Genomic DNA, 25,122 nt, shown 5'->3' with positions numbered 1-25,122 from the left:
TTTTACTATTGAGGTTGTTTTTTGTTATTTTACCTTTAAGCCTTTAAATAATTAATAAGTTATACTAGTTATTCCTAAAGTATTAAGAATACCTTTTGCAATTGCATTAGCCACTTTAGTTTGGTATGCTGCGTTATTTAATAGTTTTTCTTGTGTTGGGTTACTTATAAATCCAGTTTCTACAAGTACAGCTGTAGCATCCGTATTTTTTATAACATAATAATTTGCAGTTCTAATCCCTCTATTTATTGATCCAGTTGCATTTACTATATTAGTCTGAATTGCCTGTGCAAGTTTCACTGCAGCTGCGCCCCCAACATAAGTATAAGTTTCAGTGCCGCTAGCTGATACAGCATCTGCACTATTCGCATGAATACTTACAAAATAATCTGGTTTAGCATTATTAGAAATATCACATATTGCTTGAAGGTTCTGTGTTACATTGCTTGTCCAGCTTACTGTGTCACTTCTTCTAGTGTATATTGTCTCAACATCATTTTTCGTTAATACCGCTCCCACTTTTAATGCAATGGCAAGATTTACGGTTTTTTCCATAACTCCTGTTGGTCCTACTGCTCCAGAATCATATCCTCCATGACCTGGATCTAAAACTACTTTGTACTTAGATGCTACAGGTGCCGCTTTTACAGTAATTATAGCTTTTGCATTAGTAACTGCTCCATTCACAGTTCCATAGTAGGTAGTAACGCCTGCTATGCTTGTAGCAACTGCCTTAAGCCATTTTACACTAACCGTTTGCTTTGAACCATTACTCATAATTGCCGTTACAGTTCCCGGCAATGAATATGTACCTCCAACTACTACACTACCTGTTATATCTGGTATTGAAGATATTCTTAAAGTATTGTCATAAGTAGTATCAGTATTTGCAAAGCCAGCATAATTCATTAATCCATTAGCTATAGCTTTTGCAGCATTATTTTGATACTGTGCACTTATTAGCAATGTCTCTTCAGCTGGATTGGATAAGAAACCCAAATATGTAACTATTGAAGGACAGCCTGTCTTATTTAATATTGTAAAATTTCCTCCACTACTTGCTACTTGTATACCTCTATCTTTAGCCTGTGTTGCTTTTATTAATTCGGCTTGCACGAAGGTCGCAAGCGTCTTATTCTTACTTGCATCTGTTGTATAATATGTTTCAATTCCATTGGCAGTATTTACATCTGAATCATTGGTGTTTATACTTAAAAACACGTCCGCATTAGCATTCTTAGCTATCAACGTTTTTGCATCCTCTTCACCACTCTGAGTCCAAGATACTGCATCACTACTTCTTGTATATGCTACATTAAATCCTCTTGCTTTTAGTATATTACCTAATTTTAAAGCTATACTTAAATTTATATCCTTAGCCTTAATTCCACTTGAGCCTTTAATTACGCTATAGTATTGACCAGGATCAATACATACAGTAAATTCACTTGGTTTTGTAGGTTCGCTTTTAGCAGGTTCACTTTTAGTAGTAAAATTCATCCTAACTTCACTTGGAAGAAATTTTCCATCAGAAGACTTAACCTGATCTGTAACTATTAAAGTATATGTCTTATTATATTCATAATCTTTCACTGGTTGGACCACTACATTTTTATTACTATTTCCTAAACTAACTTTAATATCTATGTAATTACCATCTTGGGAAAGCACCTTAATATTTGTGGTGTTCACCGTAGTTGTACTAAGTACCTTGTTAAAACTTACTGTCCAAGGCTTACTAACTACTACATCTTTTTTAGAATCCATATTTGTTACTGTACTAGCCTTTGCTATTGTTTGCATAGGTATACACACAATTAAGGCTAAAATCATAATTACAAATGTTTTAAAAATCTTTTTCATATAATCCCTCCTAAATCTTCATAATTGCTAAACAAAATCCTTACAATAATTCACAATATATTTTAACTATTCATTAAAAATCTGCTTCTTTAAATTTTTATAGTTTATTACTCTATAAATAGTGGCATAATTTAATTATAAATAGTATTATAAAATATTCATTCACTATAAGATACGTTCCATTTAAATAATGGTTTCAGTTTATGTAAATAAATACATTTTTTTTAAAGAAGGGAGGAATTACATGAAAATCACTTGGCTAGGTCATTCATGTTTTCTTTTAGAAGATTCAAAAGGTAATAAGATTTTAACAGACCCATTTGATGCTACTTTAGGTTATGAAATTTATAAAGGTAGCCCCGATATTGTAACTATAAGCCACCAGCATTTCGATCATAATTACACTAAAGAGCTTACTAGTAATTATAAAATTGTAAATAGGATTGGTATATCCACTATTTATGATATACCTATAAAAGGTATTCCTTCTTATCATGACAAAAACAAGGGTGCAAAACGTGGTGAAAACATAATATTCACCTTTACAATGGATGGTTACTCAGTGTGTCATTTAGGTGATTTAGGTCACACCCTTTCTAATGATGATCTTCGCGCTATAGGTTCTATAGATATACTATTTGTTCCTGTAGGCGGTAACTACACACTAGACGGAAAAGAGGCCTCACAAGTTACTAAGAAAATAAATCCTAAAATAGTTATACCTATGCACTACAAAACATCACAGGTGTCGCTCCCTTTAGATGGTATCGAGAAATTTCTTATGTATATGAAAAATGCCACAAAAACAGGTAGTAATACCTTAGTAATTGATGATGAAATGACCGACTCTTTAGCCGTTAAAATATTGAATTTTGTTTAGTAGATAAATACTTTATATTAACATTTATATTAATTAGTTCCAATAAATACATATTTAATATAAAATAGTATAAATATGATAAATATATTTATTTTTTTCTAAAATCTATTTAAAAATATACTAAAGTGTAGTATCATTATAATTATATTATAAATGTTACAAATTTTTTTATTCAGGAGGAAAGTTATATGAAAACAGGTACAGTTAAATGGTTTAATTCAGAAAAAGGGTTTGGATTTTTATCAGTAGAAGGAGAAGAGGATGTATTCGTACATTTCTCAGCTATTCAAGGAGACGGATACAAATCTTTAGAAGAAGGACAACAAGTCCAATTTGAAATAACTACTGGCGCTAGAGGCCCTCAAGCTTCAAACGTTACTAGATTATAATTCAAGATCTAATTAATCTATAATACAAATTAATTATAGAAAAAACACCTATCATCTTGTGATAGGTGTTTTTTAATTTAGTTGCAAAAACAAGCATCAAGGCTTATATGAAGCAATATCGCATCCCATGCATCAGATTGAATTCTATTTGGGATTATACCTTATTGTATTTAAATCTAACCACACTGTCAAATAAGCCCCTACACATACTTATTAATAATTTATGGCATCTCTGTATATAAGGGACATGAAAATAAGATTATCACTTTCTTGAATATAATAGTGTCTTTTGCTAAAACTATAGTAAAACTATTTATGAAAGGATGTTTTTATAATGTTTGGAAAAATAATAGATATGAACAGTACAGATGCTTTTATAAATTTTCAAGATGGAACTACTATAGATGTTAGCATAACTCGGTTACCTAGAAATTCAAAAATAGGAGATACTATCGATTTAGATAATTCCAATTTCACTAATATATTTAAAAATGATATGTTTAATCTTTTTTAATAGAATTTCAATAAAACGAACTGTACTTATTTTTATAAATACAGTTCTTGTATTATTTAGACACGTTTTTTTTTATTCTTTCAAAATTAAATAATAAAATTCCAATAATTAAGACAAACAAACTAATAAATTGAGATGTAGAAAGTATAGATACACTTCCTCTAGGGTCACCTCTTAAAAACTCAATTAAAAATCTTCCTACACTATATATAATAAGATAAAGAGAAAATACTCTTCCTTTTTTTCTTTCACGTCTATCATACCAAAGTAAAAATAACGCTAACATAAAATCAAATATTGAAGAAAAAATTTGCGTTGGTATTAAAAACACATTTGCAGGTGCAAATGGTGAATTGTTAAACTCTACTCCTATCGGTAGTGAAGTGACCTTGCCATAGCAACATCCAGCTAGAAAACATCCTATCCTACCAAATCCCTGTGCCAGCGGTAAACTTGGAACTAATAAATCAAGCACACTAAGTGTATTCCAAGCCTTTTTTTTGCTATAGATATAAATCCCTAATATGCCTCCCAAAATAGCCCCATAAATAACAAAACCATTTCCAACATCTTTTAATACTGAAGGATTTTGTAATACTTCCTTAATATCTGTAATTATATACATTACCTTTCCGCCTATTACTCCACAAATTATTGTGAGTATAGCCATATCCCAAACATTGTCCTCATTATATTGTTCTTTCTTACTTCTGCAAGATAATAAGAAAAGTGCTGAAAGAATTCCTATCATTATCATTAATCCATATCCATAAATTTTCACAAAAGAAAACTCAAATAATATCGGTTTCATTTGTATCCCCCTTACTAATTAAACTTATGCTTTTATTCGATCCACCCCATATACTTGTAACAACAAAACACTAAGAGAAGCATATGCTTCTCTTATAATTTTATTTCTTAATTCTTATTAGATAAATTATAATACACTAAAAAATTTAAAGCAAATATAATTAATCTTATCGAATTTTTAATGTTTCAACTATGCTTTCAAAAATAGCTCCGTAGGTTTCTTTAAAATTAACATTTCTTATGAAAAATGAAAATCTATAAAACTCTTCGCCATCATCAATAAAATATTCATAGGACTTATACCAATTATTATCCGATACATTAATTAAGTATTGTACTACATATGTTTTTTTGCCATTAATAGTAGTGTCATCTATTTTATAACTTTTAATTTTATTTTGTACCTCTGATATGTTTTTACTATTATCTAAAAATGCTCTTAAGTCCTTTCTCCCTTTCCATACTTCTGCAAATCCATGAATTACAGCATCGGATGATTGAAAATCATTGTGGTATAGAATCTCATCCCCTGAAAATTTCTTTTCATTTGTTGTCCATCCCTTAGGCAATTTATAACTTGCTTTCCCATTTATAACCACATAATCATCCGATAACTTAATATTGTTTTTTACAAGAATAGTCATTTTTAGCTTTTGATCAAATTGTTTTGATATCCCAAGTAGTGTAATCATAAGCCCAAGCACTATTACTATAATGCCAACTTTTTTTCTGTTTATAAATATAATCTTCAATGGTTCCCCCCCAAATGTTAATATTAATATACTATATGATAAATAGTATAAGAATATTAAAAAATAAAATGTGTAACTAAATCATAGTCACACATTTTATTCTTTCTATATTACTTTTTTATAGGGACAACAACTGTAGAATTTTTGAAATCATAAAACATTAACCAATGTCCCATTTCATCATTTCCCTTATCTGCGATCCAAGTCACAAAACCAGTTCTGCCTCCATAGGGCTGATGGGCTTTATTTTTACTTCCAGGTATACCATAAACTATATATTTCATTTTTCCACTTGAATCACATTTGTATCCTAGCATAAAGGATTTGTAGTTCCTAATATATGGATAATAACAAATCATAGGGTAATATGCTATGGTATATTTATTATAGTCACTCAAATCATACATATTCTCTAAATTATGAACTGGTACCTTATACCATTTGCACCACTTTATTTCCTTAGTAAAATCAGGTACTTGGGTGAAATCTTGAACCGCTGCCTTGAAGAAATTACCCATGTCACCTTTAGGATATTCACCTTTATAAGAATTATTCTCCTTATTATTACACCCACAGTCCTTTTGTTTTTTATCTTCTTTACATTGCATTTTATCTTTATCTCTATTTAAATCAACAATATCTTCTAAATTATCAATTTCATTTTTTTCTTCTAGTTTTTCTGAAATTTCACAATCACAAATATTATCTATTTGATTAATCTCTACTTTCTCTTCTACCTCTTCTACTTCTATATTATTCTGCTCTTCTAAAGGTAAACCATCGTTAAATTTAATCCTTTGCTTAGTATCCACTTTTGGTTCTTCAACAACATCTACTTTCTTTTCTTCTACTTTTTTATCGATTTTCTCTTGAACCTCTAGATGTTTGAGTGCTTCATCGCTCTTAACCTTAATTATTTCGATACTTTCTTCATATTCATCAAATTCATTTTTCACTTCATCTGTTCTAGTTTCTTTAGTTTCCTTATTAGAATCAGCTAGTTTATAACTTTTCCATTCATTTGGTTTTTCAGTTGTTGAAAAACCACTCATTATTGAAATCACATTATTATCAAGAAATTTTACAATTGCTGCTCCAATAATTTTTTCAGCGTTAATACCTGTGTCCGCTATATTATCCATATCATATTCATGAAAAATGTCTACCCTACCATGATCGTCTATGTTCAATTTACCAACTTTTATAATCTTGTTTACATCTTTTTTACCACATATTAAAATCATGTAGTAAGGTTGTTTTTCTTTCCTTAAGTTTTGTACATAGTATGAAATCTTACATTTATTGTTTTTCATTTCAAGCTTTGCATAACCAGAAGGAATTTTATCAGACTCTAATGAATAGCCTTTTTCATCTTCTTGTAATATAATGAAATACCTACTATAATTTTTTTTAGGTGTCACCTTCTTTTACCTCCATATAAAACTTATTCATTATAATATATGAAGTATATAATAAAAAATGAACAACATATTGAAATTTATTTTATAAATCCTATTTCATCAGAAAGCAATGCGAATTCCGCAAGTGATAAAGTCTCTCCTCTTCTTTTAGGATCAATATTTGCTTTTTCAAAACATTTTAGTAACTCTTCTTTAGGAATCCCTATATCCTTAACAGAATTCCATAAAATTTTTCTTCTCATATTAAAAGATTTTCTTACTATAGAAAAAAATAAAGCTTCATCATTAACCTTAACTTTAGGCTCTTTTAATCTATCTAATCTTATAACCATAGATTCCACCTTAGGTTCAGGCAAAAATGCTGTTGGTGGCACAAGCCGAAGTATTTTCGTATCACAATAGTACTGAACTAATATTGAAAAGGCTCCGTAAGCTTTGCAATTAGGCTCTGAATCTATCCTCTGCGCAACTTCCTTTTGTATCATTATAGTTAGAGATTTAAAATTATAACCTCCAGTAAGTAATTTAACAATTATTGGAGTCGTTAAATAATATGGTAAATTAGCAACTAATTTTACGGACTTTTCATCCCCAATTAATTCATCAAAATCTACTTTTAAAGCATCATCATGTATAAGCTCAAAATTATCGAACTCTTTAAGCTCATCTTCTAGTATCGGCAAAAGTTTATCATCTAGTTCTATAGCACAAACTCTTTTCGCTCTCCTTAAAAGAGCTCTAGTTAATGTACCAAATCCTGGTCCTATTTCTATAACGAAATCATCTTCATTAACTTCTGCACCATCTACAACATCATCGAGCACAGAATCATCTATTAAGAAATTCTGACCTAACCCTTTTTTAAATCTAAATTCATATTTTTTACTAACTTCACTAATCGTCAAATCCGCCATAATTCATCTCCTTGTTTATTTTTTCTAAAGCCTCTATAAATTCTTCTTTTATAATTCCGTAGTTATTTAACCTAGTCAAAAATTGTGACGCATTTCCATACCCTATACCTAATTCATTTCCTAGAGCATCTCGTCTTTCCCTTGCCTTGCTATCCGCTGTTAACTTAAAAAATATCATATCATGCACATCAAATTCTTTTCTTTTTTCTTGCACTTCAAATTTAGCAGCTTCAAGTGCTCTTAATATTGTTTCAGGTGATGCATTTTCAACGCCTATATCTCCATCCTTAGTTCCTTCTTTTTGAGATATGTATGCATGCTTTACATTCGCTACCCTTTTAGTAATAATTCTTCTTATTTTTTCTCCAGCAAAGTCTGGATCAGTAAAAATTATTACACCTTTTCTCTTTTGAGCTTCTCTTATTTTGTTAATCACCTTTTCGTTAATTCCAAATCCGCCTACGGAAATGAGTTCAGCCTCTACTGCTCTTTTAACCGCTGTAACATCATCTCTTCCTTCAACTACTATCACTTCTTTAATCATATTATCCCCCTTGCTATTTAACGCGAGAGATTCCAAATAATAACTGTCATCTCAAGTGCTATTCCAAACTAAGACCATATCCACTATTATATAATTATAATAAAGAACTCTCTTAGTATTTCCTTCTAATACTGTATCTATAATACCATTTTACTTATTAATAATAAACTATAAGACAAAAAAAAAGGAGCTTATGCTCCTATTCCATAATATAGATACTAACATTTCGTGCTCCCCAACCCCACATCTCATCACTGGAATCGAAATACAAATCTATGTGATTACCCTTTATAGCTCCGCCTATGTCTTCTGCAATGGCATATCCATATCCATCTACATAAACTTTAGAACCTAGAGGTATAACAGTAGGGTCAACAGCTATAGTACTATATCCATCAGCGTTTCTTTTTGCTCGTGCCCCAGTGGATGTTATACCTAATGCAGGGTCATCCGGACCTTTGCCCGTACAACTATAATCAGCAGTATATGCTGTTGCCCTTACACTTAGTTTCCTCGAGTAACGAACGTTTCCTCCACGAGATGCAGTATAAACGTTAGTAGTCCCTAATGCAATTATTTGTTTAACAGGCTCTGATTTAAGTTTTTCACTAATTAAATTTCTTGATATCTCTTTGCCATTTTCATAGACAACAGATGAAGTTATAACCTTCTGCCCTGCTTTACCCTTTTGAATAACTTTCTTTACACCCTTATCTAGTTCATCACTATTTTTGATTTCGGTTGCAAAGTTTACTGCTTTTGTCTCTTGAAGTGTCTTGGTGTTTACTCTTGTTATTACTACTTGTAACCCAGATGTTAAATCCTTGCTTTTTGATGGACTAACTTTGTCTGCTCCGCTCAATACAATTTTTTCTGCTTTAAGCATATCTGCTACTGTATTTTCAGCAGTTAGAATATTGTATTTTTTTCCATCAACTTCTACTTTAACATTTACAGCCTTTTTTATATATATTTTATCTCCGTCTTTTACTTTACTGTCTAAACTAACTGTTATTTGATCCTTTGCCCCTAATGCTATATTATTACTTTTTAGTATTTGTGTAACATTACTTTTTAGAGTAATAACTTGTATAGCCTTACCATCAACAATAACAGATATAGCTTTTTTCATGTTAAATATAGTCACCGTAACGCACATTACTAATAGCATTACTACAAAAACTGTCTTGGGTCCGTTCGAAAAATAGTTCTTAATGTTGTTCTTCACGTTTTTCATCATAAAAATTCCCTCCCTTAGTCAAGAGCACTTGGGTATTATACCTTGAAGCAACAAGTATGTCAAATTTCCGACCCATTGTTCTAAGTTTTGACTGATAATGCATCATTATGCATACAATTATAATATTTAATTATAATTACAGAATAAATTAATTAACCCAGTCCTGAGGGTAAACCGGCAAAACAATATTTGCCATTAAAATTATATGTTTTAAATTTAATTTTAATTACAAATATTTCAGTGTAAAAATATTCCATTTATTAGGTATTACTTATTCTACCTCATTTTAATATTTTTAGCAAATATTTTATATTGTAAATTGTTGCATCTTCAATTTCTTTGATAGTTTTCTCCTTAACTTCTGCTATTTTTTCTATTATATATTTAATATAATCAGATTCATTCCTTTTCCCTCTAAGGGGAACCGGTGCCATGTATGGACAATCTGTTTCTACGAGTATTCTATTCATTGGTACCTCTCTTGCAACCTCTGCTGTTTTCTTTGCATTTTTGAAAGTTATAACTCCAGTAAATCCTATATAATAACCGAGTTTCAAACACTCCCTCGCGAATTCAACACTTCCAGAGAAACAATGAATTACACCTGTCACTTCTGGAAATTCTTTTAGTATATCCAAAGTATCTTTATGAGCATCCCTATCATGTATAACCACCGGTAATTTAAGTTCTTTTGCAAGTTCCATTTGAAGTTTAAATGCTCTCTTTTGTATTTCTCTATCCGGATTTTCTTCAGTATGATAATCGAGTCCTATTTCCCCAATAGCTCTAACTTTTGGCTGATGCGTTAAATCTCTTAATTCGCAAATAACTTCATCATTAACAATATTTGCATATTCAGGATGTATCCCAACTGCTGAATATATAAAATCATATTTATTGGATAATTGTACTGACATTCTTGCGCCCTCAAGTGATGCACCACAGTTTAATACTCCTATTACCCCTTTATCATTTAACCCCATTATTACCTTTTCTCTATCTTCATTAAAAGTTTCATCATCATAATGTGCATGTGAATCAAATATCATAATATCTACTGCATTAAATTACTAATTTAACTCTTTAATATAAGCTACTTTAGAGTGTAATTTAATAACAGTTTTCACCATCCCTTCTATTTGCTTATAGATTTAAAATATACTCGAAATATATGTTAGATATTATATCACTAACATTGAAATAAGTAAAAGCCACTTCCTAGCGGAAGTGACTTTTGATTAATAATAAATAATATACTACATTGAACCTAGTATAGGAGATAATAACCCCATAATTGCACCTAGTAATGCTCCAAGCCAAGTTATAGCATTAAGCTCTTTACTCGCTATTTCGAGTATAATTCTCTCTGAAAAAGCTACATCGAATTCATTGATTTTCTCTTCGACTATTTTGGCTATATCTAACACTTCAATTACTTCTGGTGCCTTATTCTCTATGAATTTATTATATACTGTTTTAACCACTTTAGAAACAGATTTGGTAACCTTATCTCCCTCTCCTTTAAATATTGAGTTCATCTCTGTATGTAACAATCTATTAATCATTACACCTACTATTTCATTAATCTTTGATTTAGTAGACTCATTTTCAATAATACTATTTATTCGACTCTTTATAACTCCCTCTATTACACTTTTGTATTCTATCCCTGTCTTTTCGAGCAATTCTGTAACAGATATGTAGCTATTGAACTTACTCTCAAGTTTTTCAAAAGTGCTTAGAATAAGTTCTTTATCTACAATTTTTGTTGTAAACAAATTAATTAATGGTTCAATAACATTATCAATTCCCTCTTTGGGTAAATCAAAAACAACACTAGATATTGAATTTTTAAGCAATTTGTCTATTATATCATTAATAATTAGAGCAATGTCATTATGATTTTCTACATTATCTAAGTATTCATCTATACCAATTACAACTTTTTCAAAAACGCTATCCTTACTGATAAACATTGCTATCATTGGGCTTAGTTTAGTCGATATTGTTTCATCAACAATTTGTCTTAATTTTTTACTATTTTTTTCTTCTTTAATCATTTTTTTTATTTCCATAGCAATATTATATCTTTTACCATAAACATATACTTTTAGGCTATTTGTTATCTCATCAGGTATAACATCTTCAATTTTTTTGTCTAAAACCACTAGTTCAGCTACCTTAGCTTTTAACATATTTTGAATACCTTTGTAGAAATCTTGTGAATCCTTATACTCTATAACTAAATTTAATACTTTGTTTTTTATTGAATTATATAATTCACTCTCGCAAATATCTTGTGGTTTTGCCTTTAGTTCTGACATTATCTGTGCATATACATACTTAGCAATGCCACCTCTAACTTCCACGTCGTTTATATAATTTATAAGTGATTTTGAAACGTTACTTATAGTACTTTGGGTAATATTACAATACTCATCACCTAATATGTCCTTTAGCTCACTTTCTACTGTAGCATTGCTATTTTTCATAGTGCTAACTTTACCTTGCACCCAAGTATTCAATTGATGATCCATCTCTTCACTACATAAAGATTTCAAAATTGTTTCCTTTGTTAAAAGATGCTGACCTATAGATTCACCTACGCTCCTTGCAATTCTAGACTTTTCCTTTGGAATAAGCCCTGGCGTAAATGGTACTTTAATATTAAAAATTCTAATTTCTTCATGTGGTCTAAACAGCATCTTTATAGCTAACCAGTTAGTTATATACCCGATGATGGCTCCAATTAAGGAACCTATAATAAACTTCATGTTATTTCCTCCTCATAATTTCCAGTAATATATAAGCAATTATAAATCTACCTTACTGTGCTTCCAGTTGGTAACTCACCAGGTATAGATATTGCAAATAGTTTACTATCGTCATCTGTTGAAGCTGCAATTATCATTCCCTGTGATAATTCGCCTCTTAAATTAACAGGCTTTAAATTAGCTACTAATACAACATACTTTCCAATAAGGTCTTCTGGTTTATAATTCTGAGCTATTCCCGAAATTACTTGTCTTACTTCCCCACCTAAATCAACTTTTAACTTTAGAAGTTTTTTTGTTTTTTTCATTTGTTCGCATTCTAATACTTTAACAACTCTCATATCTATTTTATCAAAATCTTCTATAGTAATTTCTTCTTTTATTGGCAGCATTGTAGGTTTCCTCGCTAGTTTTCTTTCTTCTTCTACAAGTACATTAAGCTCCTCTATTTTAGCTTCTACATCTATTCTTGGAAACATTACGTCACCTTTATTAACTTTTGTTCCAGCTATAGTTCCATCAAATGATGATAAACTATCCCATGTAATTACATCAGTATTTATTTGAGCATTTATTTTCTTGCTTGTAGTAGGCAAAAATGCTGATATCAATACTGATGTCATTCTTAATGATTCTACTAAATTGTAAAGTACTGTGCCTAGTCTTCCCTTTTGCGCTTCATCTTTTCCAAGGATCCATGGAGTTGTTTCATCTATATACTTGTTAGTACGCCTAATGAGTGTCCAAACATGATCGAGTGCTTCAGGAATTTTAAGGTCATCTATAGCACTTTCTACCTTACTTGGAATCGAAAGAGCAAGTTCTATAAGTTCATTATCCACATCAGCTTTTTCATCTGGTTTTGGTACAACTCCATCAAAATATTTTTCTATCATTGTTACTGTTCTAGATAATAAGTTACCTAAATCATTAGCTAGGTCTGAATTTGTTTTCTTTATAAATATTTCATTAGTAAATATTCCATCAGAACCAAATGGTATTTCATGAAGCAAATAATATCTTACAGCGTCCACTCCAAAATGATCAACTAATATTACAGGATCTACTACGTTTCCTTTAGATTTCGACATTTTTACTCCACCATCAAAAAGAAGCCATCCATGACCAAATACTTGTTTTGGGAGAGGTAAGCCTAGTGCCATAAGCATTATTGGCCAATAAATTGTATGAAATCTTAATATATCTTTACCTATTAAATGTATATCGCAAGGCCAGTATTTATCATATAAAGTTGTATCCTCACCATTATAGCCAAGCGCAGTTATATAGTTAGATAAAGCGTCTACCCATACATATATAACATGCCCTGGATCAAATTCTACAGGTATACCCCAGTTAAATGTTGTTCTTGAGACACATAAATCTTGAAGACCAGGTTTTAAAAAGTTATTTATCATTTCATTTTTTCTTGATTCTGGTTGTATAAAATCCGGATGAGTTTCAATGTATTCTATAAGTTTATCTGCATATTTAGACATTTTAAAGAAATATGCCTCTTCCTTAGCTTTCTCTACGGGTCTTCCGCAATCGGGGCATTTTCCATCTACTGCTTGGGTTTCTGTCCAGAAAGATTCGCAAGGAGTACAGTACCAGCCTTCATATGCGCCCTTATATATATCACCTTGATCATATAATTGCTTAAATAGTTTTTGAACAGCCTTTTTATGATATTCGTCAGTAGTTCTTATAAATTTATCGTAACTTATATCCATCATACTCCACAATTCTTGTATTCCGGCTACTACTTTATCTACATACTGTTTTGGTGTAACTCCTTCTTCCTCAGCTATCCTTTGGATTTTTTGACCATGCTCATCTGTTCCTGTTAAAAACATTACATCATAGCCTGTAAGCCTTTTAAATCTAGCAATTGCATCTGCAGCTACCGTTGTATATGTATTACCGATATGTAACTTTGCTGATGGATAATAAATTGGTGTAGTAATGTAAAAAGTTTTTTTATTCATAAATTTCTCCTACCTCTCATATTTAAATTAGTTATAATTAACTTCGAAGCTGTTCATCCTCTTTGAAGCTACAATATTAATTTCCCGGTAAATAAAAAAAATCTCTAAACAGAAAAAAAGCTTCTGTTTAGAGACGTATTTAACGTTTTACCACTCTAATTCATCCCTATATCACTATAAAGATCTCAATGGGTGACTATCATCACCTGTCAATATAACGGTTGCTACCGTATTACCTTAATAAATAAATAGAAAAGCCTATCATCACAATAATCTTTTATACTTTTTATTTGGATAATCTGCTTAGAGTCCATATTCATAAACTACCTTGCTACTGCTTTTCACCAGCTGCAGTTCTCTTTTAACATTTCAGCTTATTACTCTTCTCATCATTGCATTTATTCAATAATAATTGTATTGCAAATAATTCACTATGTCAATAATTTTATCCTAAAAATATAAAATTATACTATAATAAGCAAGTAGCTCTGGAAATCTCTTTAGAAGAAAAACTTAGCTAAGTTAACAGCCATTATAACTGCTGTTATATCTGCGAGTATTGCTGCTAGTAACGTATGCCTAATTTTTTTTATATTTACAGCTCCAAAATACACTGTAAGTGTGTAAAAAATAGTTTCCGTTGACCCCATTATTATAGATGACACACGTCCTATGTAACTATCCGCTCCATACTGCCTTATAATGTCAGTAAATACTCCCAGAGCTCCACTACCTGAGAGAGGTTTTATTAAAACTAAAGGAACAACTTCCGGCGGTAACCCAATGAACTTAACAACCGGTGTTACTAAAGAAATAAAAAAATCTAAAGCCCCTGAAGCTCTAAAAACATTAACAGCTATAATCATAGCCAAAAGATAAGGAAAAATTTTCAGGCAAATAGTTATTCCATCCTTTGCACCTTCTACAAAACACTCATAAACCTTCACTCCTTTAATAACTCCATAAGTTACCACCAACGCAATAATAATCGGAATTATTCCTTTCAATATATATGACATTAAATTTTCTATAATTACCACATTTATTCACTCTCCATTTAGATTCATATACCTATAAAAAGGTGATCTTTCTAAAAATATTTTTGTAATATCCTGCAATAAACTACACCTAAGACTGAAGCAACACCTGTTGTAATAATTGCTGGTATTATAATAATTGCTGGATTTTGTGAATTATATGCTGCTCTTATAGATATTACCGTAGTAGGTAAAAACTGAATGCATGCGGCATTTAAAACTAAGAATAAAGCCATGTCATTACTAGCTGTGTCTTTTTCTATATTCATTTTCTGCATCTCTTCCATGGCTTTTATCCCAAATGGCGTGGCTGCATTAGAAAGCCCCATCATATTCGCTGTTAAATTCATAGTAATACTAGACATAACCTTATTATTTTTGGAGGTTTCCTTAAAAATCATTTTTAAAATTGGCCTAAGTACCTTTGCTAATTTATCAGTTAGTCCACTTTTTTGCGCAATTTCCATTATCCCACACCAAAGACACATCATTCCAACAAGACCCATAACTAGTTCCACAGAACTAGTTGTAGATGAAACAAGGGCCTTTGACACAATTTCTCCTTTTCCAGTAAGCATTCCAATAACTATTCCTAATGATAAAATTAAAAACCATATGATATTTATCATGTATTTTCCTCCTACATATTAAATTGATTTATCATTGTTTTATTAATATATATGTAGCTAATTCTATAAAATTGCATATATTAATATTTTGTTCATTTTATACACTATAAAAAAAACATATTTTATGTTATCATTTTCTTGTTTAACGACATTACAGAAGGAGTTAATTTATGATTGATATAACTTTACTAAATTTTAATGTCTTTGCACTATTTTGTTATTTTATTGTTTATTCCTTCATGGGCTGGTGCCTTGAAACAGTATATACCACAATTCGCAAAAAAGAATTTGTTAATAGAGGCTTCCTACATGGACCATTTTGTCCTATTTATGGTTTTGCCATCTTATCTATAATTGTTTTGCTAAAACCTATTGAAAATAATTATATTTTTCTCCTTCTAGGTTCAATATTTTTAACCTCACTCATTGAATATATAACAGGTTATATTTTAGAAACTACATTCGATAGTACTTGGTGGGATTATAGCGATGAGCCATACAATCTCCATGGAAGAATATGCTTAAAATTCTCTATAATATGGGGGTTCATTTCAATTTTAATACTTAAAGTAATCCATCCCTATATTGAATACACAGTGAATTTAATACCACTAAATCCCGGTGTATTCCTTTTTTATATTACTTTAGTATATTTCATTTTAGATTTTATAATTACTATAATTACTATAATCAAACTAAAGTCTCTTTTAACCCAATTAATTACTGCATATTCAGAATTAACTGATAAGTTTTTAGATTTTAAATTAAATTTAGGTAATACTAAAAGTATACCTGAGTTAAGAATTAAATTGGATCAGTTAATAGATCTTGCTGAAACTAAAATGAGTAGGAAGAAATCCAACATTGAGAATATTGTAAAAGAAGTTAAAATAAAATATGATTCTTTGTTTATAAAAAAATATCCTGATTATTCACGACTTATAAAAGCATTCCCCGACCTTAAATTCAAAGCTTTAGATGCTATTTTAAAAGATGTTAAACACATAATTCATAAGGATAAAAAAGGTTAATTTCATCAAATTACAAAAGTCAAAAATCATTTTCAGCTTGAAATTAACAATTACTAATGTTAGGATTTAATAGTATATATTAAAATAAGCTATGTTAAGGAGACCTGAAAATGAAAGAAAACAATCTTGAACTTGCGCAAAAGGGCATTGATGATGCACTCGACACTATAGAGTCGCTAGAAAAAAGCATAAAAGATACTCCTATTTCAAAAAACATATTAAAAGAAAGTTTTTATACGCTTTCTAAAAAAGTTGATGAAATTGAAAACATCTTAAAAAATGAAGGTATCCTTTAGTTAATGTTGCCTTTATAATATAAAACAAAAACGACACATAAGTATTAACTTATGTGTCGTTTTTGTTTTATATATTTATTAAGTTAAATTAATTTTTAATAATCTACTTCTTCTAAAAACAACCCTTTAGCTGGTGCGATATGTCCCGCATATTTTCTTTCTTTTTTATCTAATATATCACTAATCTCGTTTGCATCTCGCTCACCAAGTCCCACTTCAACAAGTGTCCCAACTATTATTCTTACCATATTCTTCATAAATCCATTTCCTTGAACACTAATTTCTATATTTCCATCTTCATTTATAATATTTATTGTATAAATAGTTCTTATAGTAGATTTTTTCTTAGTTTTAAGTGTAGTAAAACTTTGGAAATCATGTTCCCCTACTAAAATTTCTGCTGCTTTTCTCATTTTTTCAATATTTAATGGTAATGGTACATGGTAATCATATTTCCTGGTAAATACATCATGTACTTTATTATTGCATATATTATATATGTACTTTTTAACCTTTGCATTATATCTCGCATGGAAATTAAGATCTACTTCCTCAACGCTTTTTATTACAATATCTTCTGGTAAAAATTCATAACAATAACTTCGCATTTTATGTGTAGGCATTGCAGCGTCTGTTCTAAAATTAGCAACTTGGTTTGATGCATGTACTCCTGCATCAGTTCTTCCAGAAGCAGTTATTTCAATGTTTTCTTCTGCCATCTTACTTAAAACTGCTTCTATTTTGTGCTGAATTGTATTATCACTGTCTCCAAGTCTCTGCCATCCTTTATACCTAGTACCATCATATTCAATTACAATTTTTATATTTCTCATATTTATTATTTATCCTACTTTCTATTTTAGAATTTAATGACATTTAAAAAGGAGACTTCCCTCTTAAGTCATTAATGTTACACCATCTCTGATTCCCTTTTAATTCACTTCTTATTATTATAGACATATATCTTTATTAATAAAACATACCATACAATATAATTTTAAGTTTTGACAATACTGAACTTAATTTTACTATAGGATAACTTGTTTCTGCATCTAAAACAACCCTACTCTTTACCCTCTTCCACCTAGATAGCTTCCAAGTTTTTTTCAAATCAGTCGCATTTCTCCTTATAGCCTTTCTTTCCCTTGCATTACCATCATAAAACACTACAAAATCGAATTCAGCATTTTCAGTATTAAATTCTGAATCAAATTTTTCAATAATACTATTAGGTGAAAGTAATAATCTACCAACTTTAGGCTGAAGATCAAATGTAATTCCTTTTTTATTACTTGAACTTAAATATGATTTATAAATTAGTTCACTACAAAACAAAGCATTATCTGTCATGATGTCAAAATTGTAATCATATGCCTTTCCTAAAGATTCAAAAGCCGTAAATAATGCCTTTAGTTTATCTTCTTTTGATAGTCTAGGGCGCAGAGCAGAAAAGTAATCTACCTTCGCAATTGCATCTAAAGGACTTATTACAACACCTGGGGCAATAACTTCGATAATATATTCTCTATCATTTACCTCTTCGCTCCACAAACTATCATATACTTTAGGATATATTACTTTTACATACTCTGACACACACAAGCAATCTCCCAATAACATATCGCCAAAATACTCATCCAATTTTTCCAAACAACCTATATAAATACCTGTATGAGTCCAAAATCCTGGAAGTCCTATATTCGTTAGCTGGTGATTGTTCCTTTTTAAAAGAACATCCCCTGGTACCAATTCCTCTTTAAAAATATTGATATCTTCATTACTAATATATTTTTCTTTTCTACTAGAATAATCAACCCCAGTGATACTTATAGCAACCCATTTTTGAAATGGAAACCAAAAATCAAAAACATTTTTCCCAAAAAAATCGATCATATTGTTTTTAACAATGTTTCTATGGTTCCTTACAAGTTTAATAACATTCAAATAATTATAACTTGCGTAATCTAATAATTGTGTTTCATTCTCATCTCTTTCAACTTCATAAACCTTATAGTAATTAACCTTAAAATCAAAATAATGCTTATTTCTATACAAAGATATCATATAAGATATTTCCGTAATTTCTTGTGTAATATAATAATATTGTTTTTTATTAATGTTGTATTCAGCTCTAGGTTCATTTAGCATTGACTCCAAATACTTGTTTTTATCTATGATACCTACGAGCAAAACAGAGTTTTTACGTATTGCTATGGTTGACGCATAAATTAATAATATATTTTTATACTTATTATAAGAATCTGAAGTATTCTTAAATAAAAGCTTATTTTTATATTTTTCTCTAATATCATTTAATTCATTATAACATCTTACATAACTAATCCATTTATCTAATATGTTTTGTTTATCTACTAATGACATATTTTGAATATTTGAAATAAATAGGCTTTCCTTACTTTGAATCTCACTCATCACATGTTCTAATTCTTTTATAAGTTCTAAGGATTTTTTTATTTCCTCATCAACTGTTCCATGAACTAAGCCCATATCATTATCCTCGATTCTATTTTCATTTTAAAGCAACATTTTATTTAAATCTCTATGCACAAATAAAAAATGAAATATATTGTTAATATCTCTAATTTTCAATTAAGTATATACCCCGCCCATAAATTGAATTTGTCAATTAAATATTATTATACCATAGAACTCACTATTCCTTTAATATATAAATTATATAATTGAAATATTTCTATTTTTTTTACCTTTTTCGAATTTTCAATGTTTCTTTTTACTCATTTATATGTATACTATCACTGTACGACAAATTGTAAGATAAAATGAATTTCTGGAGGCTCATATGTTTACAAGTGAACTATTATTACATTTTTTAAATTTATTATTTATTATTAATATCCTTTTCGCTTTTGCAGTTGTATTTCTTGAGCGAAAAAACCCTGCAAGCACTTGGACTTGGCTTATGGTATTACTTTTTTTACCTAGCATAGGATTTATTCTATACTTATTTCTTGGTCAAAATTTAAAAAAAAAGAAATTATTTTCACTAAAGAAAGAAGAAAAGGAAAATCTCGCCTCAATTATAAATAAACAAAAGGAGTTTTTGAGTAACGATGCTCTAATTAAAACTAATCATTTTTTAAGTAAATATTCTGATGTAATGAAACTCAATCTATGTAGTGATAATTCCTTCTACACTAATAATAATAATGTAACTATATTTACTGATGGTAAATCAAAATTTGATCAGCTTAAAAAAAATCTTGAAGACGCAAAAATATTTATTCATATGGAGTATTATATATTTCAAAATGATAATTTAGGAAGAACTATTCTAGAAATTCTATGTAGAAAAGCCAAGGAAGGAGTAGAGGTAAAATTGCTCTATGATGGTATGGGCTGCCTTAAGGTGCATAAGAACTTTTTTGCTCCTTTAATAGAAGCTGGTGGAAAAGTTTCATGTTTTTTCCCACCCTTTCTTCCGTATATAAATCTTCGTGTAAATTTTAGAAACCATCGTAAGATATGTACTATTGATGGTAAGTATGGTTATATCGGTGGTTTTAATATTGGAGATGAATATTTAGGACTTTCTAAAAAATTTGGATTTTGGCGAGATACACATTTATTCATACAAGGAGATGCACTTGATGCACTGCAATTGCACTTCCTAATGGATTGGAGATTTGCTTCAAAAGAAAATTCTGTTTTTGATGACAAATATTTTCCCCACAGACCTCACCTTGGGAAAACAGGTCTTCAGATAGTTTCAAGTGGTCCTGACTCCACTTGGAATTCTATTAAAAATGGCTATTTAAAAATGATAAGTAAAGCTGAAAAAAATATTTATATAGAAACTCCTTACTTTATTCCAGATGACAGTATACTTGAAGCTTTAAGGATAGCATCCTTGTCTGGGGTAGATGTCCGTATAATTATACCGAGTAAACCAGATCATCCCTTTGTATATTGGGCCTCTACATCTTATATGGGAGATCTTCTCGATTCTGGTGTCAAATGTTATACCTATACCAAAGGCTTTCTTCATAGTAAATTCCTCTCTATTGATGGATCTATAAGCTCTGTAGGTACAGCAAATCTAGATATTCGAAGCTTCACTTTAAACTTCGAAATTAATGCTTTTATTTATGATAAAGAGATCACTTCTGACTTAGATCGTTTTTTTATTGATGATTTAAAATCTTGTGATGAACTAACTCTAAAAAAATATACTAACAGAAGTTCTATTGTTAAATTTAAGGAATCTATTTCTCGATTACTTTCTCCAATACTATAATAATTAACCCCACAAACTTTTTAATGTTTGTGGGGTGTTGTTTATTTACATATGTTTATTTATATATATATATATATTTATTTACATATATTAATTAATCAGTTAGTTTTTATTATAGGTATACTAAATGAAAAATCAGTTCCTTTTCCTATTTCACTTTCGACCCATATTTCTCCACCATGTTCTTCAATAATATGCTTACATATAGATAACCCAAGCCCCGTACCTGTAGGTTTATCTGTAAGTGTATCACCTACTTGACTGAATTTTTCAAATATATATTTTTTATCTTCCTCTCTAATACCTACCCCTGTGTCACTAATACTTACTATTATATTCTGCGCAACTACTCTTGCGCTACATACTATACATCCTTTTTCCGTAAATTTTATAGCATTAGAAATAAGGTTGATTACTACTTGCATCAATTTATCTTTATCTGCCATAATTTCAGGAAGTGTTTCACTTATGCTTTGTATAACCTGAAGAGATTTATCTCTAATAATAGGATTCGTTAATGTTATTACTTGTGTTATAATTTCTTCTATATCAATTTTTCTCATATTTAATAAAACTTTTCCTGCTTCCATTCTTGATATATCTAACAAATCATTTATAAGACTCGATAATCTCTCCCCTTCTGATAAGATTATATTTACATTTCTCTTTATTTTGACTACTGCACTTTTATTTTTTTCAATTGAAAGATCTAATTCTGGTACTATAGTCCCATCAAATTTTCTCTTAACCATTTCTGTAAAACCAATTATTGATGTTAATGGAGTTCGAAGTTCATGAGAAACTGTGGACAAGAAATCTGTTTTCGTCTTGTCTATATCTTTTAGCTTTTTGAAAAGCTTAGCATTTTCTATTGCTACAGCTACTTGACTAACTATTGAATAAGCATTACCTCTATAACTTTCATTGTATGCTGCCTTCTTATAATTAACCATTATTACAACTCCATATATTTCATCTTTATAAATTATTGGAATCATTAATAGGCTTCTCATGTGATATAATAATAATTGTAATTTGGCACTATACAATTCATAATCTACTTTATTTAAATCCTGAATATAATACATTGTGCCAGACTCTGTAACTCTATTAATTAGATTAATAAAAGTCTCATCCTGAATGTAGCTACTTGTGTTTAGTTTCACGCAAGTACCATGAATAGCCATAATTTTATATTCAGTATCATTTTTTAATATACTTATAGCAGCATCATAAGCTGAATTTTCATATAAATTATTTAATAATTTATTAAATATATCATTAATATTTGTTGTAGATTTAAATATATCAATATTTGAAATGATTTTCTTGTCAAATTCCTTTGATTTTTTAAACATTATTATTTTTATTACTATATGCATAATTATAATATTTATTATTATTATGACTCCTATATATAAGTAAAATTTGTTTGATAATATTTCCATCATAATATACCTCTATTTATTATTTGTTATAGCTATGGGTTTACAATATTTATGACTTGATTTAATACATAACTACAATGAACGTAACAACTTTCTCTCTTTATGTCAAGCATTATCAAATATTTAATACAACTACTTACTATCTTATGAAAGAGGTGCCTCTATGCAAAAATCAGGTAAAATAATTAATATTGAAAAAAATAAGGTGTATGTCGTTACCAAAAATAATGAATTTGTAACTCTCAAAAAAAATGTAATTGAGCCTGTACTAGGCGAAATATATGTAGGTGAAATAGTTAAACCCTTTGCCCTTTGGAAATACATCTTATCACTTATTTGTTCTTTATTAATAGTATTTGTAATAAGGCAATTATATATGAATAATAGATATAATTACTCCGTTATCGTCGACATGAATTGTTCTCTAAAAATGGATGTAAATTCTTCAAATAATATTACAAATGTTGAGGGCGTTAGCTCTGGTGGGTATAAAATAAAACAACTTGTAAATCTCAAAGATACATCACTTAACCAGTCCTTACATTTAATTTTAGATGAATCTATTAAACAAAAATATTTAACTAAAGCACATGCAGATGACGGTTTTAAAATTTCTATATTTATTACTGGCAATAAAAACAAAGCTCCAATAAACTTAACTGAGTTTGTAAAATATGCAGAGACTCATAATTTCAAAGTTCTAATAAATGATAATGGACAACCTATAATTAATTAGATGGACATTAAAGATACTTATCTTATATTTACATTATAACTTCTAAGGGCGGTGCAAAATGAAAATCATAAAAGGCGTTAAAGAGAAAACTATTATTAATCACTATGAAACTAATGATTCAAAAACTAGATTAAATAAATTCATAAGTGAAACAGGTTTTTGTTCTAGGCGTGAAGCAGATAAGCTAATTGATAAAGGTAAAGTCACAGTAAATGGCAAAATACCTGAAATGGGCACCCAAGTGTGTAACACTGATGAAATTAAAATAAATGGTAGCCCACTAAAAAACAAAGAAGATCACATTTATTTAGCTTTCAATAAACCTGTTGGAATAACATGCACTACAGAGCATAAAATTAATGGAAATATCATAGATTTTATAAATTATCCAAAAAGGATCTTTCCAATCGGTCGTCTCGACAAAGCTTCTCAAGGTCTTATCTTTTTAACTAACGATGGTGACATTGTAAATAAAATTTTACGTTCTGGTAATAGTCATGAAAAGGAGTATATTGTCACTGTAGATAAACCAATATCTCCAGATTTCATAAAAAATATGGCAAATGGTATCCCCATACTCAAAACTACTACTAAAAAATGTTTGGTAAAAAAAGAAAGCAAATATGTTTTTAAAATAATTTTAACGCAGGGACTTAACCGTCAAATACGAAGAATGTGTGAGTATTTAGGGTACTGCGTTATGAGACTTGAGAGGCTTAGAATTATGAATGTTTCTATAAATAATTTACCTACCGGGAGATGGAGATATTTATCTAAAAATGAACTAATGGGTATTAATGATCTAATTTCAGACTCCATAAAAACTGAAAATGCTTCTAAATAAAACCCAACATATGTTTTTGTATTAAATCACCACTTCTAATGTTAAAAAGCACTTGAAAAACACACAAATTTGTGTGTTTTTTGCTTTATTTTAAAGTTATCAACATTGTGCACACAGATTTTGTGGATAACTTGTTACTCTTAGTTAATAATAACTATTATATTTAAGTTGTAAATTAGTTTAAAATTATGCTTTTAACTTATAAATAACTATTTGTTTATTCTCCTTAAATTCATGTAAAATCACTTAACTTTATCTCAAATCGCTACCACTTACCACCTACTGCTTTAATGATCTCAATTGTAATATAGGCTATATGTAATCATTTTCATATTTCAGGCCTATAGTGCTTATTTCGCAGCTATAATCCTTTTTAAATTTATATTATACACATTGTATTTTAGTTATAGCCACGTTTTACCATAAAATTTATAAATACATTTTATCTTATATTTTATATATTATACCAATCTAATTATAATCTCTTTTAATTATGATGTTATATTTAATTTACATTATTTTCTTTTATTTTGATAATTATTTTAAATTTATTATTTTTTTTAGTTAGACTCACAGATTGTACACATTAAGTTTTACTAATCCACAATCGCTTTTAATATGTGTAATTATATGTCAATAGTTACGAACTATTTAATAGTTATGCACATTATCAACAGCCTTTCTGTGTATAACTTGTGGAGTTGATGTTAACGATTCGTTATTTGTCGTTATTATG

Annotated in this window: 23 protein-coding genes; 8 read left to right on the top strand and 15 right to left on the bottom strand. The window is 29.4% G+C overall.

Going from position 1 to position 25,122, the window contains the following annotated elements; genetic code table 11:
- Positions 1-51 precede the first annotated feature (51 nt).
- Positions 52-1,863 carry an N-acetylmuramoyl-L-alanine amidase gene (locus KPL54_RS06995; protein ID WP_216105892.1) on the bottom strand — a complete coding sequence of 604 codons (1,812 nt, stop codon included), beginning with the start codon at positions 1,861-1,863 and terminating at the stop codon, positions 52-54.
- Between the two features lie 244 nt (positions 1,864-2,107).
- On the opposite strand from KPL54_RS06995, the gene KPL54_RS06990 reads away from it, so the two are divergent.
- From KPL54_RS06990 to KPL54_RS06980, 3 genes are all read left to right on the top strand, one after another.
- On the top strand, positions 2,108-2,743 hold the full coding sequence (locus KPL54_RS06990; protein ID WP_216105891.1) for an MBL fold metallo-hydrolase: 636 nt from the start codon (positions 2,108-2,110) through the stop codon (positions 2,741-2,743).
- Positions 2,744-2,931: 188 nt separating this feature from the next.
- Positions 2,932-3,132, top strand: coding sequence for a cold-shock protein (locus KPL54_RS06985; protein ID WP_071611001.1), 201 nt, complete (start codon positions 2,932-2,934; stop codon positions 3,130-3,132).
- 334 nt (positions 3,133-3,466) lie between these two features.
- A complete protein-coding gene (locus tag KPL54_RS06980; RefSeq protein ID WP_071611000.1) occupies positions 3,467-3,646 on the top strand; it encodes a hypothetical protein in 180 nt (59 codons plus the stop codon).
- A gap of 52 nt (positions 3,647-3,698) precedes the next feature.
- Here the strand turns inward: KPL54_RS06980 and KPL54_RS06975 are convergent, their stop codons facing one another.
- The 11 genes from KPL54_RS06975 to KPL54_RS06925 form a co-directional block, all read right to left on the bottom strand.
- Positions 3,699-4,457: a prolipoprotein diacylglyceryl transferase gene (locus KPL54_RS06975; RefSeq protein ID WP_216105890.1), complete on the bottom strand. Its 759-nt coding sequence runs from the start codon at positions 4,455-4,457 to the stop codon at positions 3,699-3,701.
- Positions 4,458-4,623: 166 nt separating this feature from the next.
- Positions 4,624-5,208, bottom strand: coding sequence for a hypothetical protein (locus tag KPL54_RS06970; protein ID WP_216105889.1), 585 nt, complete (start codon positions 5,206-5,208; stop codon positions 4,624-4,626).
- 110 nt (positions 5,209-5,318) lie between these two features.
- Positions 5,319-6,629, bottom strand: coding sequence for a DUF7922 domain-containing protein (locus KPL54_RS06965; RefSeq protein ID WP_216105888.1), 1,311 nt, complete (start codon positions 6,627-6,629; stop codon positions 5,319-5,321).
- A 77-nt stretch (positions 6,630-6,706) separates the two neighbouring features.
- On the bottom strand, positions 6,707-7,543 hold the full coding sequence (gene rsmA, locus KPL54_RS06960) for a 16S rRNA (adenine(1518)-N(6)/adenine(1519)-N(6))-dimethyltransferase RsmA (RefSeq protein WP_216105887.1): 837 nt from the start codon (positions 7,541-7,543) through the stop codon (positions 6,707-6,709).
- A complete protein-coding gene (gene rnmV, locus KPL54_RS06955) occupies positions 7,524-8,087 on the bottom strand; it encodes a ribonuclease M5 (protein WP_152749610.1) in 564 nt (187 codons plus the stop codon). The genes rsmA and rnmV overlap by 20 nt, the downstream gene beginning before the upstream one ends.
- A 199-nt stretch (positions 8,088-8,286) precedes the next feature.
- Complete coding sequence (locus KPL54_RS06950; protein WP_216105886.1) at positions 8,287-9,327, bottom strand: 3D domain-containing protein; 1,041 nt, start codon at positions 9,325-9,327, stop codon at positions 8,287-8,289.
- 281 nt (positions 9,328-9,608) lie between these two features.
- Complete coding sequence (locus KPL54_RS06945) at positions 9,609-10,376, bottom strand: TatD family hydrolase (protein ID WP_216105885.1); 768 nt, start codon at positions 10,374-10,376, stop codon at positions 9,609-9,611.
- 207 nt (positions 10,377-10,583) lie between these two features.
- A complete protein-coding gene (locus KPL54_RS06940; protein ID WP_216105884.1) occupies positions 10,584-12,101 on the bottom strand; it encodes a DUF445 family protein in 1,518 nt (505 codons plus the stop codon).
- Between the two features lie 47 nt (positions 12,102-12,148).
- The gene (metG, locus tag KPL54_RS06935; RefSeq protein ID WP_216105883.1) at positions 12,149-14,089 is read right to left on the bottom strand and encodes a methionine--tRNA ligase; all 1,941 of its coding nucleotides are present in this window, start codon (positions 14,087-14,089) and stop codon (positions 12,149-12,151) included.
- 500 nt (positions 14,090-14,589) lie between these two features.
- Entirely contained in the window at positions 14,590-15,108 is a 519-nt protein-coding gene (locus tag KPL54_RS06930) for a spore maturation protein (protein WP_216106029.1), read from the bottom strand.
- A gap of 71 nt (positions 15,109-15,179) precedes the next feature.
- The gene (locus KPL54_RS06925) at positions 15,180-15,755 is read right to left on the bottom strand and encodes a nucleoside recognition domain-containing protein (RefSeq protein WP_216105882.1); all 576 of its coding nucleotides are present in this window, start codon (positions 15,753-15,755) and stop codon (positions 15,180-15,182) included.
- Between the two features lie 170 nt (positions 15,756-15,925).
- On the opposite strand from KPL54_RS06925, the gene KPL54_RS06920 reads away from it, so the two are divergent.
- Positions 15,926-16,786: a putative ABC transporter permease gene (locus tag KPL54_RS06920; protein WP_216105881.1), complete on the top strand. Its 861-nt coding sequence runs from the start codon at positions 15,926-15,928 to the stop codon at positions 16,784-16,786.
- Between the two features lie 110 nt (positions 16,787-16,896).
- Entirely contained in the window at positions 16,897-17,082 is a 186-nt protein-coding gene (locus KPL54_RS06915; protein WP_216105880.1) for a hypothetical protein, read from the top strand.
- Positions 17,083-17,177: 95 nt separating this feature from the next.
- On the opposite strand, the gene truA is transcribed toward KPL54_RS06915, so the two are convergent.
- Complete coding sequence (gene truA, locus KPL54_RS06910) at positions 17,178-17,915, bottom strand: tRNA pseudouridine(38-40) synthase TruA (protein ID WP_216105879.1); 738 nt, start codon at positions 17,913-17,915, stop codon at positions 17,178-17,180.
- A 136-nt stretch (positions 17,916-18,051) separates the two neighbouring features.
- A complete protein-coding gene (locus KPL54_RS06905; RefSeq protein WP_216105878.1) occupies positions 18,052-19,590 on the bottom strand; it encodes a YiiX/YebB-like N1pC/P60 family cysteine hydrolase in 1,539 nt (512 codons plus the stop codon).
- A 313-nt stretch (positions 19,591-19,903) separates the two neighbouring features.
- Between KPL54_RS06905 and cls the strand changes: the two genes are divergently transcribed.
- Entirely contained in the window at positions 19,904-21,358 is a 1,455-nt protein-coding gene (cls, locus tag KPL54_RS06900; protein WP_216105877.1) for a cardiolipin synthase, read from the top strand.
- A 98-nt stretch (positions 21,359-21,456) separates the two neighbouring features.
- On the opposite strand, the gene KPL54_RS06895 is transcribed toward cls, so the two are convergent.
- Entirely contained in the window at positions 21,457-22,809 is a 1,353-nt protein-coding gene (locus tag KPL54_RS06895; protein WP_216105876.1) for a GAF domain-containing sensor histidine kinase, read from the bottom strand.
- A gap of 160 nt (positions 22,810-22,969) precedes the next feature.
- Between KPL54_RS06895 and KPL54_RS06890 the strand changes: the two genes are divergently transcribed.
- Both KPL54_RS06890 and rluF read left to right on the top strand, forming a co-directional pair.
- Positions 22,970-23,542 (top strand): anti-sigma-I factor RsgI family protein, encoded by a 573-nt coding sequence (locus tag KPL54_RS06890; RefSeq protein WP_216105875.1) that lies wholly within the window; start codon positions 22,970-22,972, stop codon positions 23,540-23,542.
- A 58-nt stretch (positions 23,543-23,600) separates the two neighbouring features.
- Positions 23,601-24,386, top strand: coding sequence for a 23S rRNA pseudouridine(2604) synthase RluF (gene rluF / locus KPL54_RS06885; RefSeq protein WP_216105874.1), 786 nt, complete (start codon positions 23,601-23,603; stop codon positions 24,384-24,386).
- Positions 24,387-25,122: the final 736 nt, after the last annotated feature.

The sequence above is a fragment of the Clostridium estertheticum genome (assembly GCF_018861295.1).
Taxonomy (GTDB): domain Bacteria; phylum Bacillota; class Clostridia; order Clostridiales; family Clostridiaceae; genus Clostridium_AD; species Clostridium_AD estertheticum_D.
This window is presented reverse-complemented; position numbering and strand designations above follow the sequence as displayed.

Excerpts from the sequence above, each read along its gene's own strand:
- KPL54_RS06995 (WP_216105892.1), bottom strand. The coding sequence starts at position 1,863 with ATGAAAAAGATTTTTAAAACATTTGTAATTATGATTTTAGCCTTAATT.
- KPL54_RS06990 (WP_216105891.1), top strand. The coding sequence starts at position 2,108 with ATGAAAATCACTTGGCTAGGTCATTCATGTTTTCTTTTAGAAGATTCA.
- KPL54_RS06985 (WP_071611001.1), top strand. The coding sequence starts at position 2,932 with ATGAAAACAGGTACAGTTAAATGGTTTAATTCAGAAAAAGGGTTTGGA.
- KPL54_RS06980 (WP_071611000.1), top strand. The coding sequence starts at position 3,467 with ATGTTTGGAAAAATAATAGATATGAACAGTACAGATGCTTTTATAAAT.
- KPL54_RS06975 (WP_216105890.1), bottom strand. The coding sequence starts at position 4,457 with ATGAAACCGATATTATTTGAGTTTTCTTTTGTGAAAATTTATGGATAT.
- rsmA (WP_216105887.1), bottom strand. The coding sequence starts at position 7,543 with ATGGCGGATTTGACGATTAGTGAAGTTAGTAAAAAATATGAATTTAGA.
- rnmV (WP_152749610.1), bottom strand. The coding sequence starts at position 8,087 with ATGATTAAAGAAGTGATAGTAGTTGAAGGAAGAGATGATGTTACAGCG.
- KPL54_RS06950 (WP_216105886.1), bottom strand. The coding sequence starts at position 9,327 with ATGATGAAAAACGTGAAGAACAACATTAAGAACTATTTTTCGAACGGA.
- KPL54_RS06945 (WP_216105885.1), bottom strand. The coding sequence starts at position 10,376 with ATGATATTTGATTCACATGCACATTATGATGATGAAACTTTTAATGAA.
- KPL54_RS06940 (WP_216105884.1), bottom strand. The coding sequence starts at position 12,101 with ATGAAGTTTATTATAGGTTCCTTAATTGGAGCCATCATCGGGTATATA.
- metG (WP_216105883.1), bottom strand. The coding sequence starts at position 14,089 with ATGAATAAAAAAACTTTTTACATTACTACACCAATTTATTATCCATCA.
- KPL54_RS06930 (WP_216106029.1), bottom strand. The coding sequence starts at position 15,108 with ATGTCATATATATTGAAAGGAATAATTCCGATTATTATTGCGTTGGTG.
- KPL54_RS06925 (WP_216105882.1), bottom strand. The coding sequence starts at position 15,755 with ATGATAAATATCATATGGTTTTTAATTTTATCATTAGGAATAGTTATT.
- KPL54_RS06920 (WP_216105881.1), top strand. The coding sequence starts at position 15,926 with ATGATTGATATAACTTTACTAAATTTTAATGTCTTTGCACTATTTTGT.
- KPL54_RS06915 (WP_216105880.1), top strand. The coding sequence starts at position 16,897 with ATGAAAGAAAACAATCTTGAACTTGCGCAAAAGGGCATTGATGATGCA.
- truA (WP_216105879.1), bottom strand. The coding sequence starts at position 17,915 with ATGAGAAATATAAAAATTGTAATTGAATATGATGGTACTAGGTATAAA.
- KPL54_RS06905 (WP_216105878.1), bottom strand. The coding sequence starts at position 19,590 with ATGGGCTTAGTTCATGGAACAGTTGATGAGGAAATAAAAAAATCCTTA.
- cls (WP_216105877.1), top strand. The coding sequence starts at position 19,904 with ATGTTTACAAGTGAACTATTATTACATTTTTTAAATTTATTATTTATT.
- KPL54_RS06895 (WP_216105876.1), bottom strand. The coding sequence starts at position 22,809 with ATGATGGAAATATTATCAAACAAATTTTACTTATATATAGGAGTCATA.
- KPL54_RS06890 (WP_216105875.1), top strand. The coding sequence starts at position 22,970 with ATGCAAAAATCAGGTAAAATAATTAATATTGAAAAAAATAAGGTGTAT.
- rluF (WP_216105874.1), top strand. The coding sequence starts at position 23,601 with ATGAAAATCATAAAAGGCGTTAAAGAGAAAACTATTATTAATCACTAT.